Origin of the sequence: Streptomyces pseudovenezuelae, from assembly GCF_029892565.1 — a bacterium.
GTDB lineage: Bacteria > Actinomycetota > Actinomycetes > Streptomycetales > Streptomycetaceae > Streptomyces > Streptomyces pseudovenezuelae_A.
In genome coordinates, this window is record NZ_JARXVH010000041.1 from 1 (window position 1) to 19,642 (window position 19,642).

At 69.5% G+C, this 19,642-nt stretch carries 15 protein-coding genes, 1 pseudogene and 2 CRISPR repeat arrays; of the genes and pseudogenes, 6 read left to right on the forward strand and 10 right to left on the reverse strand.

Annotated features, from left to right (window positions below; translation table 11 throughout):
• Positions 1 to 331: 331 nt before the first annotated feature.
• On the forward strand, positions 332 to 463 hold the full coding sequence (locus M2283_RS49965) for a hypothetical protein (RefSeq protein WP_280883293.1): 132 nt from the start codon (positions 332 to 334) through the stop codon (positions 461 to 463).
• A 15-nt stretch (positions 464 to 478) separates the two neighbouring features.
• On the opposite strand, the gene M2283_RS49970 is transcribed toward M2283_RS49965, so the two are convergent.
• Positions 479 to 1,363, reverse strand: coding sequence for a DUF2637 domain-containing protein (locus tag M2283_RS49970; RefSeq protein WP_280883314.1), 885 nt, complete (start codon positions 1,361 to 1,363; stop codon positions 479 to 481).
• A 721-nt stretch (positions 1,364 to 2,084) separates the two neighbouring features.
• Between M2283_RS49970 and M2283_RS49975 the strand changes: the two genes are divergently transcribed.
• The 4 genes and pseudogenes from M2283_RS49975 to M2283_RS49990 all read left to right on the forward strand — a co-directional run.
• Complete coding sequence (locus M2283_RS49975) at positions 2,085 to 3,287, forward strand: IS110 family transposase (protein WP_280883294.1); 1,203 nt, start codon at positions 2,085 to 2,087, stop codon at positions 3,285 to 3,287.
• Between the two features lie 30 nt (positions 3,288 to 3,317).
• Complete coding sequence (locus M2283_RS49980; RefSeq protein ID WP_280883315.1) at positions 3,318 to 3,770, forward strand: 3'-5' exonuclease; 453 nt, start codon at positions 3,318 to 3,320, stop codon at positions 3,768 to 3,770.
• Complete coding sequence (locus M2283_RS49985) at positions 3,767 to 4,363, forward strand: AAA family ATPase (RefSeq protein ID WP_280883295.1); 597 nt, start codon at positions 3,767 to 3,769, stop codon at positions 4,361 to 4,363. Before M2283_RS49980 ends, M2283_RS49985 begins: the two co-directional genes overlap by 4 nt.
• Positions 4,360 to 4,584 (forward strand): annotated as a pseudogene (locus M2283_RS49990) (aldo/keto reductase); the annotation flags it as partial. The gene M2283_RS49985 and the pseudogene M2283_RS49990, both read left to right, overlap by 4 nt.
• Positions 4,585 to 4,618: 34 nt before the next feature.
• A CRISPR array of direct repeats spans positions 4,619 to 5,809; the repeat unit is 29 nt; unit sequence GGGACCATCCCCGCGGGTGCGGGGAGCAC.
• 92 nt (positions 5,810 to 5,901) lie between these two features.
• Here M2283_RS49990 and cas2e read toward each other — a convergent pair.
• From cas2e to cas3, 8 genes are read right to left on the reverse strand one after another with little or no spacing between them, the layout of a single operon-like run.
• Positions 5,902 to 6,252: a type I-E CRISPR-associated endoribonuclease Cas2e gene (gene cas2e / locus M2283_RS49995; protein WP_280883296.1), complete on the reverse strand. Its 351-nt coding sequence runs from the start codon at positions 6,250 to 6,252 to the stop codon at positions 5,902 to 5,904.
• Positions 6,249 to 7,220, reverse strand: a complete 972-nt coding sequence (cas1e, locus tag M2283_RS50000) for a type I-E CRISPR-associated endonuclease Cas1e (protein WP_280883297.1) — start codon at positions 7,218 to 7,220, stop codon at positions 6,249 to 6,251. Before cas1e ends, cas2e begins: the two co-directional genes overlap by 4 nt.
• Positions 7,217 to 8,017 carry a type I-E CRISPR-associated protein Cas6/Cse3/CasE gene (gene cas6e / locus M2283_RS50005; RefSeq protein WP_280883298.1) on the reverse strand — a complete coding sequence of 267 codons (801 nt, stop codon included), beginning with the start codon at positions 8,015 to 8,017 and terminating at the stop codon, positions 7,217 to 7,219. The genes cas1e and cas6e overlap by 4 nt, the downstream gene beginning before the upstream one ends.
• Positions 8,017 to 8,748 carry a type I-E CRISPR-associated protein Cas5/CasD gene (gene cas5e, locus M2283_RS50010; RefSeq protein ID WP_280883299.1) on the reverse strand — a complete coding sequence of 244 codons (732 nt, stop codon included), beginning with the start codon at positions 8,746 to 8,748 and terminating at the stop codon, positions 8,017 to 8,019. The genes cas6e and cas5e overlap by 1 nt, the downstream gene beginning before the upstream one ends.
• Entirely contained in the window at positions 8,745 to 9,959 is a 1,215-nt protein-coding gene (cas7e, locus tag M2283_RS50015; RefSeq protein WP_280883300.1) for a type I-E CRISPR-associated protein Cas7/Cse4/CasC, read from the reverse strand. The genes cas5e and cas7e overlap by 4 nt, the downstream gene beginning before the upstream one ends.
• On the reverse strand, positions 9,956 to 10,660 hold the full coding sequence (gene casB / locus M2283_RS50020; RefSeq protein WP_280883301.1) for a type I-E CRISPR-associated protein Cse2/CasB: 705 nt from the start codon (positions 10,658 to 10,660) through the stop codon (positions 9,956 to 9,958). Before casB ends, cas7e begins: the two co-directional genes overlap by 4 nt.
• Positions 10,657 to 12,378 (reverse strand): type I-E CRISPR-associated protein Cse1/CasA, encoded by a 1,722-nt coding sequence (gene casA, locus M2283_RS50025; RefSeq protein ID WP_280883302.1) that lies wholly within the window; start codon positions 12,376 to 12,378, stop codon positions 10,657 to 10,659. Before casA ends, casB begins: the two co-directional genes overlap by 4 nt.
• A complete protein-coding gene (gene cas3, locus M2283_RS50030) occupies positions 12,371 to 15,280 on the reverse strand; it encodes a CRISPR-associated helicase Cas3' (RefSeq protein ID WP_432423253.1) in 2,910 nt (969 codons plus the stop codon). The genes casA and cas3 overlap by 8 nt, the downstream gene beginning before the upstream one ends.
• A gap of 239 nt (positions 15,281 to 15,519) precedes the next feature.
• A CRISPR array of direct repeats spans positions 15,520 to 16,829; the repeat unit is 29 nt; unit sequence GTGCTCCCCGCACCCGCGGGGATGGTCCC.
• Positions 16,830 to 18,039: 1,210 nt separating this feature from the next.
• Between cas3 and M2283_RS52270 the strand changes: the two genes are divergently transcribed.
• The gene (locus M2283_RS52270) at positions 18,040 to 18,324 is read left to right on the forward strand and encodes a hypothetical protein (RefSeq protein WP_432423254.1); all 285 of its coding nucleotides are present in this window, start codon (positions 18,040 to 18,042) and stop codon (positions 18,322 to 18,324) included.
• 1,025 nt (positions 18,325 to 19,349) lie between these two features.
• Here the strand turns inward: M2283_RS52270 and M2283_RS50045 are convergent.
• Positions 19,350 to 19,628: a hypothetical protein gene (locus M2283_RS50045; RefSeq protein WP_280883304.1), complete on the reverse strand. Its 279-nt coding sequence runs from the start codon at positions 19,626 to 19,628 to the stop codon at positions 19,350 to 19,352.
• Positions 19,629 to 19,642: the final 14 nt, after the last annotated feature.

Sequence of the window (19,642 nt, forward strand, 5' to 3'; positions counted from 1 at the left end):
GGCGGTGGCCCTACGCTCGGGCCTGGTGCCGCATCAGCCTCCCGAACAGGGAGTCTCGTAGAACATGGGTCCCCATCGGCGCCACGCCTGCCAGTTGCCGGTGCCGGCTCAGTCGTGCGGTCCGACGATGGCTACGGCGCCGCCATTTGGAGTCTGGCAGCCGGATGCTGTTGGGGATCTTCATCGATCGAGTGCGGTGCTGAACATCAGCTTTCGGCAGAGGAGTTGGAATGGGCTGGTGGGTCGGGATGGGCGTGACGGTGCAGTGGAGTGACCCCCGAGATTCCGACACCTGGACGCTGGATGTTTCGTCATCCAGGGGAAGTGATCCATGGTGGCAAAGCGAAGGAATTTCCCGGACGAGTTCAAACGGGACGCGGTCGACCTCGTGCGTTCCTCGAAGGACCGCACTCTCACCGACATCGCCCTGCCCGAGCACCGCCCCATCGCTGAGCCCGCGTAGAAACTCGGATCACGCTCATGAGTGACCGCCGCTCCCGTTCACACGCATCGCATCCACCGTCTCTGGAATCCGGCCGGTCCGTCGCCACCGAGGCAACACAGCCCGCCCGTAGTTGTTCGTACCGGCCACCCGATCCAACTCCGCACCGCTCGACGCATGACCGGCAGCCAACTGTCCCTGGAAGTGCTCCCACATCACCTCCTCCGCCGTCACCTCAACCGACCGAGACCGACCACCCTCCGGTAGCAGGGCATGAGCCTCCTCCGACTCACCGCCGTCTGACGGCTCTCGGCCTCTCTCGCTCACCTCTCGCCGATCCGTCGCCGTCTCGTCTCGGTCCGCCGCGTCTTCATCTCGCCGGGTGTCCTCGCTCTCGTCTCGGTCGGGGTTCGGGCCACTCTCGTACCGAGTCTCGGCGGCAGTTGTCGACGGACCACCCGCACTCTCGACACCCTCTCGGCCTCCGAGACGGTGTGCAAGCAGCTCCACCGAGAGCAACAACGCGACCGGCGGCCAACCCGCCACCAACACCGGCTTCCACTCCAACGCCGGCGCCGCCGCAACATTCGCCGCCAACGACACCGCGATACCGAGGAGAAAGGCCAGCCACACCACCGTCCGAGCCCGACGACCCGCCCCACGAGCCGAGTTCAGCAAGCCCACCGTGGCCAGCAGCAACAACCCATCGACAGACAACGGCCACAACGTCGCACTCACACCGTCTGCCCCACCCTGGAGCGCGAACTCCCGCTGATGGACGTAGGAGGCGTACGCGGCCACCGAAGCGACCACGAGAGCACAGCAACGCCGCACCCACACCTCAAGACCGGAAGCACCGTCTACGGACGCCGAGGAGACCTGACGAAGGTCCACAGACTCGTCGTGCGCCGTTTTGTCCATGGCGCTCACCGGGAACCGCCCTTACGACGGCGCCGCCGCACTCGCGGCACAGCCACCGTCCCGGAAAGCACCAGCTCACGGCGACCACGCGACCGTACAGATGCTGTCGGTGCCCTGCCGGGGGCGCACCGCTACACTCCGCGTTTCTCGCAGGTCAGACGGACCGTATGGCGTACGGATGCCTCTTCCTCTGACCGTGCGTTGCACTCCGCGCCGCAGGACGTTTCTTATGCCGTGCGCGGCATCAATGCAGGCTGACGTGGCTTTCACCGCCCATGTACGTCCCGCAGGTTCGAGTCAGAGGGGGTGAACTGCAGCAAGCACTCGTCACTTTCTGCGACGAGCCTCCTGTAACCGTAGAGGACTCCGCGCGAGCCGTGCAGGTGAAGGACAGGCGCAGCCACTGTCGAGCGCCGTTGCGAGACGCTGATCAAGGACACCACCGAGCAGTGCCCCGGCAGGACCAGGAGGAGGCCAACAGTCTCCCCCCCATTACCTTTTTGGTGGCCCCGCAACGGGGTGCCCGGCCTCCGGAGTTGGCATGACTTTCTCCCCCTGTCGATCGCATGTCTTGGGGGGTGGTGTTACCGGCTCCGGAGGCATCGACAGACCGCTGATTAGGGGCATGACCACCGGCTTGTTCGCAGGTCGGGAGGCTCTTCGTAATGTGGATGTGGCGATCGGTGCCGTGGGACCGGGCGGGAACGACCAGAGGACGCACGTGATAGACGTCAGTGAGATCGGCGCCTTTCTCGGCCTGGACGTCGGCAAGGGCGAACACCACGCCACCGCCGTCACCCCGGCCGGGAAGAAAGCGTTCGACAAACGTCTGCCCAACACCGAACCCAGGCTCCGCGAGGTCTTCGACAAGCTGCAGGCCAAACACGGGACCGTGCTCGTGGTGGTCGACCAGCCGGCCTCCATCGGCGCCCTGCCGCTCGCGGTGGCCAGGGACATGGGCTGCATGGTCGCCTATCTGCCCGGGCTGACGATGCGGCGCATCGCCGACCTCTATCCCGGCGAGGCCAAGACCGATGCCCGCGACGCCTTCGTCATCGCGGACGCGGCCCGCGTCATGCCACACACGCTCCGCTCCGTCGACCTCCAGGACGAGACCATCGCCGAGCTGGAGATGATCGTCGGCTTCGACGACGACCTGGCCGGCGAAGCAACCCGCGTCTCCAACCGCCTGCGCGGCCTGCTCACGCAGATCCACCCGCACCTGGAGCGTGTCCTTGGCCCACGCATCCAGCACCCGGCCGTGCTCACTCTGCTGGAGCGGTTCGGATCCCCGGCCCAGATCCGCAAGGCCGGACGCCGACGGCTCGTGACCCTGCTGCGGCCGAAGGCCCCGCGGATGGCCGAGCGACTGGTAGACGACATCTTCACCGCCCTGGACGAGCAGACCGTCGTCGTCCCGGGAACAGATGCGGCCGCACTGATCGTCCCGAGCCTGGCCACGTCGCTGACCGCCGTCCTTGACCAGCGGAGACTGCTCGCCGGACGGATCCAGGAACTGCTGGAGGCCCACCCTCTTTCGAAGGTCCTGACGTCGATGCCGGGCATCGGCGTCAGGACCGGAGCCAGGATCCTCATCGACGTCGGCGACGGCAGCAGTTTCCCCTCCGCCGCACACCTCGCCGCCTATGCAGGTCTCGCCCCGGCGACCCGCAGTTCGGGGTCGTCGATCCGGGGCGAGCAACCCTCCCGGCGGGGAAACAAGCAGCTCAAACGGGCCTTCTTCCTGTCCGCTTTCGCCGCTCTGGCCGACCCGGCATCCCGCACCTACTACGACAAGAAGATCGCCCAGGGCAAACACCACACCCAAGCCCTCCTGTGCCTCGCAAGACGCCGAGCCGACATCCTCTTCGCGATGCTCCGTGACGGCACCTTCTACGATCCCCAACCCGCCCCTGCGGGTTGACGAAACCCATAGGGGCACCCCCCCGAACGGCTGGTCACCGCACGCGCCGCCGGCATCCACGGCCTGACCAACGACGTGCTGGCCGACAAACCGGCCTGGGCACAACTCGCCGACCAGGTACACGACTTCCTCGGCCACGCCTGGATCTGCGCCCACCACGCGCACGTCGACTACCGGGAACTGCACCGCCACCTCCCCACGTGGGAGCCGGCCGGCGTCCTCGACACCCTGCGCCTGGCCAAGGCGACCTACAAAGACCTGCCCTCGTACACCCTCGACGCCTTGATCAAGCACGTGGAGCCGGACCTGTCGCAGGCCCCGCGCGTGGGCCGGCACCGCGCGACCTACGACGCCTACGCCACAGCGCAGCTCCTGCTCGCCATGGCCAACCACTACGAGACCTGGGAGCAGCTTGTTGCCGCGGCCGTGCCGCCCGGCCTGCCCGGCGCCCCCCAACAAGAAGAGGAAGCCACCCTATTTTGACCACCCTCCAGCCCATCCGTATCGGGGTGCTCGGCACCCACTCCACCGGCAAGACCATGCTCCTGAAGCGCATCGAGATGGAACTGCGCGCTCAAGGGATCACCGTGGAACGCACCGGCCGTCTCGGCAAGCGCGCCGCAGCGGCCGGCCTGCCCAAGATGCAGCACCACACCATCCAGTCCACCGAGTGGATCATCACGCAGGGCATCGCCGACGAGATCGGCGCCGCGGCCCGGGGCGCCGAGGTCGTTCTCCTGGACCGGGCCGCCCACGACGCCATCGCCTACCTTCGCGCCGCGCTGGAATACCGCGGCGAGACGGCTCTCCGGCCGGAACGCGAGCGCCTTCTCACGCTCGCCACCACTCAACTGCTCAAATACCACCTGCTGTTGGCGGCCGTCCTCGACGAGAGTGTGCCGGTCGACACCGGTCACGACTACGACGCCCGCTACCGGCGCCTCGTCGACCAGCACCTGCACCGGCTCCTGGACCGCGACAACATCCCCCACCTGCGGGTGACCAGCGCCCCCGACAACCAGGCCCACATCATCGACGAAGCCGTACAGAGCTGCCTCAAGGAGGCCCTCGTATGACCTCCACACTACCCGGGGGGACCGTCACCATCGCCGGCAAGACGGTGTCCCGGCTCGGGTTCGGCACCATGCGCCTGACGGGCCCCGACACCTGGGGCGACCCCCCGGACCGCGACACGGCGCGCAGCATGGTCCTCCAGGCCGTGAGCACCTACGGCATCGGCCACATCGGCACCGCCGACGCCTACGGACCCCACACCGCCGAACACCTGATCTACGACGCGCTTACAACGACCCGCCCGGCGGACTCGGCTCGGGACCATCCCCGCGGGCGCGGGGAGCACGCGTCGGCCGAGTTCCGGCCGCCGGCCGAGTGGGGACCATCCCCGCGGGCGCGGGGAGCACCGCATGTGCGACGCCGGCGAAGTCTCCGCCTGGGGACCATCCCCGCGGATGCGGGGAGCACGGGGTGCGGGCCCGGCCTGAGTTGACTGCCGTGGGAGCATCCCCGCGGGTGCGGGGAGCACACGATCACCTTGTTCACGCCGTAGATGCCGTCGGGGCCACCCCCGCCGGTGCGGGGAGCACCTGTAGGCGACCAGGAAGATCTCTTCACCCTGGGGACCATCCCCGCGGGTGCAGGGAGCACAGCTCGTTGCGGACCGGGGTGGTCGACGCCCGTTGGGGACCATCCCCGCGGGTGCGGGGAGCACTCGGTCAGGTTGAAGTAAATGGTGTCGTAGACGGGACCATCCCCGCGGGCGCGGGGAGCACACGGACCGTCAACTTCCGTCAGTCGCTCTCGCGGGACCATCCCCGCGGGTGCGGGGAGCACGTGATGGACAGCGTGTCGGTGGCCCCGCCGTTGGGACCATCCCCGCGGGTGCGGGGAGCACACCGCCAATGACATCAAGGCGGCCGGCGCCGCGGGACCATCCCCGCGGGTGCGGGGAGCACTGACACGGCTGCCTCCCTCGGCATGGTGTGCAGGGACCATCCCCGCGGGTGCGGGGAGCACGACCCGCACCCAGTTCGCGGGGTCCGAGAGCCAGGACCATCCCCGCGGGTGCGGGGAGCACAACTGGGGTGCCAGCCTGAAGGGGAGCCCTGCGGGACCATCCCCGCGGGTGCGGGGAGCACCCGGGCGCCGTGCGAGCGGCGCTCCATCTCCCGGGACCATCCCCGCGGGTGCGGGGAGCACACGATCCGCGAAAACGTCATGGGGCCCCGGTCGGGACCATCCCCGCGGGTGCGGGGAGCACATGCCCTGACCAGCACGACCGAGAGAAGGACCGGGACCATCCCCGCGGGTGCGGGGAGCACGCCTCCGGTGGGTTGGGTTACCTGTGGTGGTGGGGACCATCCCCGCGGGTGCGGGGAGCACCAGACATCCTTGGGGACGATGGTGCGGATCTGGGGACCATCCCCGCGGGTGCGGGGAGCACTCGACCCGGCAGGCTGCGCGCCAGCTGGACGAGGGACCATCCCCGCGGGTGCGGGGAGCACACTTCGCGACGTGCTGCTTTAGTCGTGGGCAGTCAAGTTCTTTAGCACTTGCACGGATTCCGGCATTTTCCTCAAATACGCCATTCCGTGCTTCAGTCCTTCGTGAAGCGGCGTCGTTTAGAAGCGTTGCTCCAACCACGTTTGGCAGTGATGTTGGTTGAGGGGGTGTTGGGGCTAGGGCGGCGGATGAGGGTCAGTCCCTCGTGGTCGACGGGGTGCCAGGCGTGGTCGTGGGTGCGGAAGGTGAAGCCTTGTTCGTTGTTGGTGGTGTGGGCGAGGAGGGCGCGGCCTTGTCCTGCGTATTGCTGGACTTCGTTCCAGAGGGCGTCTCGGATGCGTGCTGAGGGGTTGCCGATGAAGACGCCGGCGGAGATTTCGAGGAGCCAGCGGGTGAGGAACCCTCGTAGTCCGGGTGGGCAGTTGGTGAGGACGATCACGGTCACCAGGGCACCGCTTCCTCGTCGTCCGCGTCCGCGTAGTTGTGTCCGGAGGGCACTTGCCGGCCTCGGTCGCTGTGGAGGGTGACGCGGTCGAGGTCGTCGGCTCGCTCTGCGCCCGTGTTCGCGGTGTCGGGCGTGATGAGGTTCTTGATGTCGTCGACGCAACGGTCCAGCAGGGAGGTTGCGTTGATGCGGTCGCGCAGGGCGCGGCGCGTGCGGGGGCCGACGTCCTGGTCGTCTTCCGCAGCGATGTCGAAGGCGAGGGGGATTGCGATCTCGGTCTTGTAGAGGTCCGCGATGTCCAGGACGAATGAGAGCTCGTGGCCCGAGTGGACGAAGCCGAGTGCGGGGCTGCAGCCGAGGGAGGCGACCACGGCGTGGGCGATGCCGTACATGCACTGTGCGGCGGCGGTCACGGCCTGGTTAACGGGATCACCGCTGGTGAAGTCGCCGGGGGTGTACTTGCGGCCGCGCCAGGGGATGCCGGTGCGGGCGGCGTGGTCGCGGTAGCAGTCTTTGACGCGTCGGCCTTCGCGGCCAAGGAGTTCTTGCCGGGTCAGTCCCGCGGGGTCTTCGTCGGGAAAGCGCAGGCGGTACATGGCGCGGGCGACGGCGAGGCGGGTGCGGGGGTTGGCCCATGTGAGGGCTTGTGCCTCGGCGAGTGCGGAGGAGCGGGTCAGGGCGCGGCCGCCTGCGTAGTAGCGCACGGCGTTCTCGCCGACCCAGGCGACGGCGGCTCCGGTCTCGCCCAGGACGCTCATCGCCTGGTGGGTGATGCGTGTGCCGGGGCCCAGCAGGAGGGTGCCGATGGTGGCGGACGGGATGTGGGTGGTGCCGTCCGCGTCCTCGGCGGTGATGGCGTTGGCGTCCCGGTGGACGGTGCAGCGTTCCAGGTAGACGAAGGAGAGGCGCTCGCTGGTGCGGGTGAGGTGTCGTGGGGTGAGTGCGGCGCGTCGGCCGGGTGTCGTCATTGGCTGCGCTCGTCTGCGGTGGGGAGTGGGGCGAGGGTCATCAGCCCGCAGCCGTATGCCTTTGCTTTGCCCAGTCCCTGGGTGAGGGTGCGGCGCAGCAGGTCGGGGTCGGTGACGTGGAGGCGGCCGTCGAAGGTGACGGCGACCAGGGTGACCGGTCGACGTCCGGGCGTGCTGTCGCTTCGGGATTTGGCGAAGGACAGGTTGCGCTGGTCGCGGACGATGAGTTCGTAGCGGTCGCCGTGGTGGACGGCCTTGTTGTGTGTGGTGCCGCCGGGCAGCAGGCGCTTGTTGTCGGGTTTTTCGCAGATGCGGAATCCGCAGCGTTCCTGCCGTTCGAGGAGCCATGCCATCTGGTGGACCGGGGTGAGGTGGGCGGTCCTCTTGGTCGGTTCGTCGTCCTTGCGGCGGATGTGGTGCACCGGGTTGGCGGTGAGGCGGAATGCCCAGGTGGTGTCCTGTGCGAGCCGGTCGAGGAAGGTGGCGTAGGGCCTGGTCTGCCAGCCGGGGTTGTCCGGGTCGGCTGCTGCGGCGGCGGGCCAGCCGGCTTGCTCGACGAGGTGGGTGAGGTCGGGCCGGTCAGGGCTGACCACGTACAAGAAGACCTCGGCGGAGGCGTTGTGGTCCAGGCGCCACAGCACCCGTGGGCCCTCGGATGGGGTGCCGGGTCCGCCCGGGGCTGTGGGCAGCAGGTGGGGAAACGATGACATCACGGCCGCGTGCAGGGATTGGGGTGAGGAGAGCAGGCGCCTGGCTCCCGGGCGCGCGGTGTTGATACGGAAGCGGGACAGGTACATCAGGCGCTTTCCTCTTCCAAAGCGGCGAACGGGTCGTGCCGGGGCAGGGACCTGGGTGCCGAGGCGGCGCTGGGGTTGGGCACGTCCACGGTCGTGGTGACCACGGTGCGCAGGGCGTGTCGGCGGTGTTCGGCGGCGAAGCTGAGGGGCTGGTCGCGCAGCAGGTCGCCGTCGGGCTCGTCCGGGCTGGCTTCGCGCAGCACGGTCAGGGACACCGTCGCGTCTTTGCGGCGCTGCTTGCGGTACCAGGCGGCGGCCTGCCAGGGCTCTTCCTGCAGTGCCTCGGTGAGTCCGGCTCCGTGGTGCAGGCTGAGCCGGACCGGGTGGGCCGGCGGGCAGGAGCGGCGGCCGAGGTAGGGCGGATGGACGGGGTGGTTCAAAGCAGTGTCGAGTTCGTCCAGGAGGGCGTCCTGGCCCTCGACGGCGGCGACGAAGACCGCGTCGGCGAGGTAGTAACGCTCGGACAGGGGCATCGACTTGTCGGTGTCGGCGTGGTGGGCGGTCTGGAAGTCGCGGATGCGGGTGCCGGGTTGGTCGATGCGGACTGCGAATCGGAGCACGGCCAGCCGGGCCAATGCCTCGTCGTCGCCGCGCTCCATACCTCGGGCGGCGGCGAGCAGGCCGATCACGCCGCTCTTGGTCGGGGCGGACTCGGTGGTGCGGCGGGCGAACCGGGCGGAGGCCCCCCATGCTTGCAGGGGGCCTGCCAGCCGCAGCGTCAGCACGCTCATGCGGGCTTGTCCATGCGCTCGGCCACGGCTTGGCCGACCGCTTTGACGAGCGCGGACAGGCTGGGCGTCTCCTGGCCGATGCCGGCCAGCTTGTCGGTGGCGCCTCCCACGCGCAGGACCCAGGTCAGGGTGGACTGCTCATCGCCGTAGGCCCGTTCGACCTCGGGAATGTACTCGGCCAGGCGGGAGGCGGCCTCGCGCAGATGCCCGCCGCCGGATTCGGCCACCACGGGCTCTTCGAATGCGGCGACGAGACTGATGGGCCGGGTGGTGCGGAGCTTGACGACGACGGCGTCGGGCAGGGTGTGGTGGCCGAACGTGTTGATCTTGCCCTGGGGCAGGGAGGCGACGAAGGCGTGCACGAACGCCTCGACGGCGCGGCGCACGGGGGTGGTGACGGGTTCGTCCTTGCGCAGTCCTTCGCCGAGATTGGCGGCGAGCTGGTGCACACTGACGGCGGCGTAGCGGTAGAGGGTCGCGGAGTTGAAGTCGACCGTTCCGATCATGCCCGCGCCGGACTCGGCGTCGGTGTTCTTGTCGTCGACGGCCGTGTAGTAGTCGGACTCGTTGTCCACGCGGTGCACGCTGATGGCGTGGGCGACCTGGGCGGCGGCATCGACGTTGAAGTCGGTCGAGTCGGCGACCATGCGCCCGAACAGGGCGATGTCTACGGAGTGACGGGTGTCTGCGATCTGCTTGGCGCGCGCCTTGTTGTCCTTGTCCTTGAGGTACGCCGTGATGTCGGCGGCGCCTTCGAGGGCCAGCGCGGCCAGGCCGTCGAGCTGCCGGGCGCTGAGGAACATCAGGTACTTGGACTGCGGCGCCGCCATCTCCGGCGTCTCGGCCGCCTCTTCGGTCTTCGCCGTGCGCGCTTTCCGCTCCGGTACGACCATCTTGGAGCCGGTGGCCGTCTCGATCACCTCGGCCGCCAACGACAGCGCGTCGGCGTCCTTGACCGACGCGTCGAGAGCCGTGATGCGCTCCGCGAGGATCTCGGCGACCTTCTTGGTCCGCACGCCCAGTTCGCTGGGGTCGAGCAGGTGCTCGGTATTGAAGTACTCGCGGGTGACGCGCTTCCACGCCTGGCTGGAGACCCTGGCCCGGGGGATGCCGCCGTAGACGGCCGACTTCGGGGCGCCGGTGTCATCGCGGTTGAGGTTGCTGGGCGGCACGGTCTGCAGGGCGTGCACGTCGAGGAAGATGCGGTTCACGAGGCGTCCTTGGTCGTGTCGAAGTCTGAAGCGAGGCCGGTGGCGGGAGTTGATCCGGCCGGGTCACCGGAACCGGCCACAGTGCTCTTGGCCGGTCGGTAGGCGTGGAAGGAGCGGCCCCACGCCCGGCGTACGTCGTCTCTGCCACCCGGGCGCTGCCAGTGCCACAACTGCCCGGCGAGCAGGGCGTAGTCGAGCGGAATGTCCTCGCGGCGCAGCAGCAGGACGATCTCCCGCAGCCGTTGCGCCAGCGAGGCAAGGTCTGGAGCGTGGCCGGCGCGGACGAGGCGTTTGAGGATTGGCTCGTCGATGTCGCCCTGGGGCATGAGCCGGCGCACGGCGGACCCCAGGCCGGCGGGTGCGTCCTTGCGGTCGGGCCGGTGCATGCCGGTTGAACGGGACTGCTGGTGCAGGGCCCACAGGGTCAGAGCCACGTGCACGGCGTTTTCGGCATGGGCCAGGTCTTCCTCGCGCGGGGGCAGGCCGCCCTCACGCGTGGGATCGTGCAGGGGGCCGGTGTCGGTCAGCCCCCACAGGTCCGGAACCTGATGGACCTCCTTGCCGGCGCCGCGGCGCAGCCGGGCCAGGGCCGCCACTGCGCGGGGCTGGTCAGCCACATAACCTCGCTGCAAGCTGCCGATGTTCTGCGCGGTGATCCGCCGGACCCGTTCCGGAAGGACGAGAGAGGTCGAGGTGGTCACGAGCGTGCCCCTTCTGCTGGGAGTCCTGCGTCGGTTTCGACCACGTCGGCGCCGGACACCTGCTGCTCGTCCGCCTCGGAGCCAAAGGAGTCCGAGAGGCCGAGCGCGTCGTTGAGCCGACGCCTGAACCACCCTTGCGCGTAGGCGGAGTTGAACCACACGGCACCCTTGGGGGTGGTCACGATGCGGCCCTCCCACGCGGCGTCGGAGGACTCGGCCAACAGCTCCTTGCCGACCCGGTCGATGATGCGGCGGGTCTCATGTCGCCAGATCGTGCGCTGTTCGTCGGGGTCACTCGCGTCGGCCAGCGTGCGCAGCCAGATGCGGTAGGGGTCGTCCAGCGCGGCGAACCCGCGTTCGCGGGCCCGCGTGCGGGGCCCTTCCGGCTGCGCGCCCGCGGCCCGCGCCAGATCGGTGGCAAGGTCCCCGAGAGCGGTGACGGCGTGCTCCGCGTCCCCCACCGCGTCGATCGCCTGCTGCGCGTACTCCCGGTCCTGCCGGTGCAGCAGCCGGACCGCCACGGCCAGCTGGTCGTCGACGATCTCGTCGATCACGGACTGCTGGGTGCCGTACACCGCGCCGACCACCCGCGTCCGGATCAAAAAGCCGCGAGGCAGCTCGCCCTCGGTGACCAACCGCGCGACCCACTCCAGAATCCCCGGACGCAGCGAGGACGCGGCCTCCGCGCCCTGACCGGCGACCTCCCGCTCAGCGATCAATGAAGCCAGTCCGCGCCACACAGCGCGGGAGGGATCGTGCTCACGGGGCAGGTAGACCAAGGCCTCGCCGCGCTTCTTCTCCTGCGCCGTGCTGCGCCGCCATGCCGTCATGGGCTCACGTGTGTGCAGGTTGTGCGCGGCAAGCGGGTCACCGTAACCCAGGACCACGCCATGGACGCCTGCTTCGTCGAAGTGGAGCCGCAGCCGCCGCGTCTGCCAGCTGTACAGGTCCCGTACGCCCGAAGGGTGCCGGTCCGCGACGGCTGCGGGCCCGCACGGCTCGCGTCGCCAGGCCGGCCGGTCCTCGGCGTCGATACGCAGCCCGGCGGTGTCCGCTGCAACGAGGTTGAGCAGCAGCGTCTCGCGCAGGCTGTCGCCCTCGACGAAGACCCCGCCCAAAGCGCCCGCCCAACCGACCCCGAGCGGGTACACCTTGCCCTTCTTGGCCCGGGCATCGCCGACGGTGGCAGTTTTGATGCCGGAGGTGTCGTAGGCGTGGGCGTGGACCACCCAACGGGCCGCCTCGGCGAAGCCGAGCCGGTCCACGGCGGGCATCCGGGAGGTGAAGAACGGTTCCCCGTTGGGGACATCAGCGACGATCCGGTTGAGGGAGAACACCTCGTCGCGCGCGGTGTGCAAGTCCGCCACCTGGAAGAACGGTGTGCGCGGATGCAGCAGGTCAAACCGGGCCAGGTGGGCGTCGAAGTATGCCGGGAACGGCGCAAAGCAGGTGTCGTCAGCCCACAGGTGCGCCCAGTCCTCGATGTCACGCGGCCCGTTCAGGGCGTCATGGGCCACAGCCAGCAGCAGCCGCAGCAAAGCGAACTCCTGGGTGGGCACGTCGCCGACAATCCGGCGCAGACTGCCGGCCTGAGCGAATACCTCGCGCAGGGATAACTCGCCCTGCGTGCCGTCCCGCCACAAGACCGGGATCCATGGCCGCTGAGTCAGGTCGAACGATAACGGGCCGTTCGCACGGCTGCCGCTGGATTCAGTCACGCGTGACCTCAAGTCCGTCGCAGGGGCTGTAGCGGAGTGAGAACCCTGCCAGACGGGTCTGACAATCGCCGTCCAGCACGAGAATCAGCTGGCCGGCCAGCCAGTAACTGTCCTTCACCTGCCAGGCGGGAACATAGAGTTCTTCAAGTTCGGCGATAGCGCGGTCCATGACCTCCGCGTACGAGAACTGGACCGGCAGCCGCAGTCCGCAAGCGGCCGCCGCCCTGGCCGCACCAGGGGCGGGGGGCCGGTCCTGGGGCAACTCCAAGCCCGCCTTGTCCGGCGCGATCCAGTCCACGGTGGCCAACACTCCATCGGCCCGCCGCTGCACGACCACGACCTCCAGGCTCTCCTTGCTGTCACGGACCTGGGCCCGGCCCGCACGCGTGTCGTCCGCATCCCCCACACCGGCCGCCACCCAGCCGATCAGCGGGCGCCCCGGCCGGCCCACCGCATCCAGCCGGAACGTGCCGGCCCGCTCGGCCTGGTCCTTGCGATGCTCCTCATGGCGCTGCCGCGCCGTGTCCATCCCCTCGGCCCAGCCTGGGGGAACGGCGGCTTCTTCCGCGTACGCGTTCTGTACCAGCGGGCTGATGTCCTGCGGCAGTCGCACCGGCCGACGGGGACCATCGAGGTGCTCCAGCAAGACGGCGGCCGAGCGCAGCAGTCCGTAGGCGCCGTACACGGAAACAGAACCCCGTACCGGCACAGGTACCGGACCTGTCCAGTCGACACCGGTCACCAGGCAGCGCGCCGTACGCAACCGGTGTGGACGGTCCCCCTGGTTGTGGCCACGCTGATGGCGGTGCAGGCGTCCCATCCGCTGCAGCAGCAAGTCGACCGGACACAGATCAGTCACCAGCAGGTCGAAGTCGACGTCCAACGACTGCTCCGCGACCTGGCTGGCCACCACGACATGGGGCCCGCGCGGACGCTCCTGGCTCTTGCCCGGCGGCCCGAACCGGGCGAGGAGATCGGCATCCTTCGCCGCCCGGTCCACATCGATGAAGCGGGAATGGGCGACCGTCACGGCATCGTCGCCGAACCGCTCACGCAGTACCTTCGCTGTTTCCAGAACGCGGTTGACGGTGTTGCGCACTACCAGCGCACACCCGCCGCCCTCCAGTTCGGTAGCCAACCGGTCCGCCAGGACACCGAAGTCGTCGTCAAGGCGTTCAAGCCGGACCGATGTCTCGCGAGCCGATGCGGGCGGGCACTCGATGACAGGGGTGCCGCCCGGTGGCACCGCGGTCAGCAGCGGGTAGCCGTCGGTTCGCGCCACCGCTTCGAACTCCTCAGCACTGACGGTACTTTCGGCTCCCGCATAGGCCTCGGCCAGCTGTCGCCTGCGCCCGGCGGGCAACGTCGCCGACAACACCACCACCGGCACCCGGTAGGCCCCCAGCCACGACAGCACCCGGTCCAGATAGGCACTCATATAGGTGTCATAAGCGTGCGCCTCGTCGATGACCACGACCTTGCCCGCAACGGCCAGGTGCCGCAGTGCCAGATGCCGGCTCTTCAACCCGGCGAACAGCAGCTGGTCCACCGTGCCCACGACGAACGACGACAGCATCGCCTTCTTACGCCCCCGCAACCACGCGTGCGCCACCAGCTCAGCGGACGCGGCCCGCTTGTCATCCGCAGGCCGCCAAGGACGGTCCTCCTCATCCACTGCGACGGCGGCAATCCGCTGCGCACTCTTACGCATCAGATCCGCGTACGCGTCGTTGAGCGCCGCCTTCGAATGCGCCAGCAGCGCCGACAAACGTGTGCCCTCCTCGGTAGGTAGGCGTTTGAGCCAGTCCAGCAGCCGCGGAAACATCGCATTGCCCGTGGCCATCGTCGGCAGCGCGAAGAACACCCCGCCCGCTCCCGACCTCGCTGCCAGCACCTCGGCCACCGCCAGCGCCGCCTCCGTCTTCCCCTCCCCCATCGGCGCCTCGATCACCACCAACCCCGGCTGCGACATCGTGCGCGCCAGCCGCACCGCAGCTGCCTGCACCGGCCGTACGACAGCCCCCGGCGGCAGGTCGAATCGCGTACCGAACAACTCCCCCACATCCTGGGGCGGTTCCTCGGCACTCCACGGCTCGGGCAGGCGAAGCCCCTGCCACGCAGCCGCCACCCGCTCCGCACCCGTGCAATGGGCCGCCTGCGGAAAGTACGGAAACAGGTCAGGGTTGCTGGCGATCCAGTCGGCGACGATCACCAACGCCGACAGCAACACCTGCACCGGCTGCGGCAGCTTCACCGCCCGCCAGACCGCCAGCCGGTCCCGCACGCCGAACTCATCGGCGCACGCGTCCATCAACTCCCCCTGCACCCGCTGCCACACCGCCCGGCTCGGCCCCGGCGTTCGCAGAAGGTGCGGGCGGTCGTCCAAGCTTTTCAGCTGCCCGTGATCCGGCATCACACCGTGGTGGCCGCCCACGACAACCGCGAACTGCGCAGACTGCCGCCCACTCCAGCCATGCTGCTCCTCCAGCCACTGCGCCAGCAGCACCTGCCCGGTCAGGCCGTGCGGAGCCAACCGCCGATCCGGCCCGAACTGCCGGCGCGTCTTCATCTCCAGCCCCTGCGCACGCATGACATCGGCGAGTTGGTCGACCTGACACGCGAACGCCGGCGTCGCCTTGCCTATGTCATGCATACCCGCCAGCCACACCGCCAGCCGCCGACCGTCCCGCTCACCACCCGGCAACGCCCCGGAGATCAAATCCCGTACGTTCGCCGGCAGCCACCGGTCCCACAACAGCCCCGCCACCGCAGCGCTGTCCTCCATGTGCCGCCACAACGGCAACCAGCCCTCAGCGTCCCGGTCATGCTTCGCCCACACCGACCGCACCGGCCCCCTGAGCCGATTCCCCAACCCCGACCCGCGCTCCCCGTCACACGCCATCCCAGATACATACAGGCAGAAACCGCCCCGCAACTGCCCCTTCAGCAAACCCGAACCGGGACACACGCGGATTCCGACCAGCTCGCCACACCGCCAGGTCCGCCGCCGTACAATCCGCCGTCAGCCTTCGTCTCAACGAACAACCACCGACAGATTCGCACCCTACGAGCGAAATGACCGCTTCGGTGAAAGTACTTCCGAACCCCGCCTGGCCACCATGAAACAGCAGGTCGCCGAGTGTGCTCCCCGCACCCGCGGGGATGGTCCCACCCTGCTGTGGCAGGCCGTTCCGGGCATGGGGTGCTCCCCGCACCCGCGGGGATGGTCCCCTGGCCCGGTACATCAAGGACGGCACCGTCACGTGCTCCCCGCACCCGCGGGGATGGTCCCCCTGCCGTCGGAACCGTCCGCGAAGCCCGCCGGTGCTCCCCGCACCCGCGGGGATGGTCCCACTGAGCCGCCCGGCGAGTTGACGCGCACGCGGTGCTCCCCGCACCCGCGGGGATGGTCCCTGCCGGGGCAGCGGCCTCGACCCCAGGCACAAGTGCTCCCCGCACCCGCGGGGATGGTCCCGCCAGCGCCGCCGGCACCGGCTGGGCCCTCGGGTGCTCCCCGCACCCGCGGGGATGGTCCCTGCTCCCGCCTCACGCCGAGGGGGGTCCTCCAGTGCTCCCCGCACCCGCGGGGATGGTCCCACCGCATCGGACCGGTACTACCGCAAGAACGGGTGCTCCCCGCACCCGCGGGGATGGTCCTGCTGGCCCAATTCCAGGCGCTTGGACTCGGCGTGCTCCCCGCACCCGCGGGGATGGTCCCACCCACTCTCGCCGCCCTGCACCGCGCAGCCGGTGCTCCCCGCACCCGCGGGGATGGTCCCGACGCGCTGCGGGTCTTCCTCGGTGACGGTCTGTGCTCCCCGCACCCGCGGGGATGGTCCCTGAGCTGGGATCCCTCCGGACGTCGTAAGTGCGTGCTCCCCGCACCCGCGGGGATGGTCCCACTTCGGTGGTGTGGGCGGTACTTGTGGCGCTGTGCTCCCCGCACCCGCGGGGATGGTCCCACTTCGGTGGTGTGGGCGGTACTTGTGGCGCTGTGCTCCCCGCACCCGCGGGGATGGTCCCGGGCACTGCAAGCGGGACCTGTACGACCACAAGTGCTCCCCGCACCCGCGGGGATGGTCCCTCCTGCGCGAGTGTCGGCGTGCGCTTGGGCTTGTGCTCCCCGCACCCGCGGGGATGGTCCCACGTTCGTCTCGGAGGGCAGCCTGGTGGCTGCGTGCTCCCCGCACCCGCGGGGATGGTCCCCTTCTCCCGGTACTCGTGCGACTGACCGCGCAGTGCTCCCCGCACCCGCGGGGATGGTCCCCTGGCCGCGCTGTCGGCTGAGCTGTTCTCAGCGTGCTCCCCGCACCCGCGGGGATGGTCCCGCGGTCGTGAGCACGTGGATACCGACTGCCGGGGTGCTCCCCGCACCCGCGGGGATGGTCCCGCCAGCCTCAGCCGCGCCGTGGTCAGCTCCTCGTGCTCCCCGCACCCGCGGGGATGGTCCCACCAGCAGCACGGTGAACGTTGACACCTTCGGGTGCTCCCCCACCCTCGGGGATGATCCCTGGGTTTCTTAAGCCTTGAGGTTGAAGGTCTTGTGCTTCCCGCACCCGCAGTGCTGTGGGCGTCCCGTCCCGTGTGCCAGAGCGCCGAACCCGTGCCAGGCGTCTGCAGATTCGAAAGGGGCGGGGGCCTCGTGTGAGGGGCGGCAGGCGCAATCCATGCCGTCAGCTCAATCGCTGCCCCCGACCACCCCGGGGCCACCAGCCCCGACCATGAGTCACGATCCGGCAACATGCCTACGGGGCTGCTGGGGTGGGCCTCCTGGCCGGCCCGACCTTGGCCCCCACCACGGGTCTGAGGAATCCTGCGCGATCGCGTCTGCGCACTGTGGGTGCAGTGCGTTGCGCAGCGAGCTGCGCAACAAGTCCAAGGACCGTGCACAGCAGGCCGGCAGGCCCGCCTGCGCAGTCGATCCAGGTCTGCGCACCGGCCTACCGGTACCGGCAGGCGCCGCCGGCCCGTCCCTTGGGGTGACTGCCTGGAGCGCCGCCCACGGGCCGGCCCGAAGATCCCGCTGTCCCCCGCCGCCGTCCTGGCGGATGCCCCCACTCGTACCAGTCCGCGGCATGGTCGGGGTCATGGTCGGGCCGACCATGACCCGAGCACGGCTTTTGTGTCCTGTCTGTGACCGTGGTCGGGGTCTCGTGGTCGGAGGTCCGGTCGGGGACGCCGGGTTTTCTCAAGGTCAGCAACATCCGTTCTGACCTGGGAGTTTCACCATGCCTCCTGACACGCAGGCCGCGCTGGGCGAGTCCCGCGCCCTGACGGCCGCGGGCGCCCGGCTAGAGAGGATGCGCAGACGCGTCCGCCTGACCCGGCTCGCTGTGCTCACTGCGATCGCGGCCGGTCCTGTCGCCCTGGGCCTGGCCGTGTGGGCCGGGCCGGCCATCGTGGCGGCCGCTCCCTCCGTGAAGCCCGCCACCGTGCGCACTGCGGCGGCCGCCGCCGACCCGGCAGGCTATGCGCAGGTGTTCACCGGCGCGTGGCTGCGCAGCAGCGCCGACGACCCCACAAGTGCGCAGGCGCGGCTTGCGCAGTCCCTCGCGCCGGACGTGGAGCTGCCCGGCCCGGCCGCCGATGCGCATGTGACGCCTCAAGCGGTGACGGTGGCTGCGCAGTACGCAACACACCGCCGGTGTGTGAGTGGTGACGGTGGCTGCGCAGTACGCCGACGGACGGCTGCGGTACTTCGCCGTGCCGGTGGCCGCCGACACCTCGGGCGCCTCATTCATAGTGACCGGGGCTTCCCGGTATGCCCTGGGCAACCGGATCAGCGACCTGCAGGCCACGGTGGCGGAGCACCTCCTCGTGGGCACACTCGCCCGACACGTACCCATGGGCATAGCAGTCCTGGAAGACCTCGAAGAACAGGACCCCACCACTGACGCCTGGGTTCCTCTAACCGGCGGCGGCTCGCGACTGTGGAACGAACTGTGACGCCCTGGTGGTCCACGGGATCGGCGACTTCGACCTGGACGACCTCGACCTGGTGCGCCGCCAATTCTCGGACCGGCGCGTGACCCTCGACGGCGACGTGATCACCGTGTGGCCGCCATCCTCAACTCCCAGGCGAGACGGCACCCGACGGTCCGCCCCGGCGTACCAGCACCCCGTACCGCGGCCGACCGCGCAGCCTCATCGTCTCCATGCCTCTTCCGGAAAGGACGCGACTTCATGAGCAGATGGGCTACCTCAGCACTCGGCAAGCGCCTGACCGCGTTGATGATCACGGCAGGACTGGCCTTCGGAGCAGTCGGCTGCTCGGGCGACGGCACCCAGCAGGACCGCGCCTTGGCGGCCGCCCCGGAAGACCAGTTGGCTCGAACGGGCTCGCCGCTGGCCGAGCTCCAGGGGCAGAACCACCTGTCCCTGACCATCACCTCAGCCGAGCGGGACCCGGCCGGCTACCTCACCGTGCGAGGCGACCTCAAAAACGATGGGTCCCAAGTAGCGGTCGTTCCGGCTGAGTTGCGCGGCAACGAACTCAAGGTCCTCAGGGCCGGACCGTCGCTGGCCGGGGCAACCGTCGTGGACTTCGCCCAGAACAAGCGCTACTACGTGCTGCGCGACACGGACGGACGGCCCCTGACCACGACCGGCCTCTCCACGTCAAGGCCGGCGAGAAGGTCCGCGTGTTCAGGCAGTTCCCAGTGCCTCCGGCGAGCACGAACACGGTCGGATTCCAACTGCCGCTGTTCGACACCACAAACATCAAGATCAGTGACTGAGGCGAGCGCCCTCATGGCCACCGTCCGATCACGGATCGCCGCCCCGCTCCTCGCTCTCGCCATCGCGGGAAGCACGTGGGGAGGCTCTTCGCCTGGGGAGGTCTTCACTTTGTCCGGTTCGTGCACGGCCGTGTCCGGCGGACACGCACTGTTCGCCGCCGGCTCGAACAGTCAGGGGCTTGCGCTCTGCCCCGGGGCGAGACTCGCGCTCCTGCCAAGGTTCTCGCTCTCGGTTCACAGCCCGTCGGTATTGACCGGGTGGTCGAGGACCAGGCGAGCGCGGAGCACCGCGAGGACGTGGGCACACAGGTTGACCTTCGACGTGCAAGCGGAGGTGCTCTTCGCCAAGGGCAGTGCGCGGCTGAGCAGTTCGGCACGGTTCCGATCGGCTTCGTCGTCCAGGAGATGGAGCTGCAGGCGGGCATGACGATCCGAGTGTGTGGGTTCACTGATGATCTCGGATCGACCGCCCGCGGCGAGGCCCTCTCCCTCAAGCGTGCCGTTGCCGTCCAAGGCGTGCTGGCCGA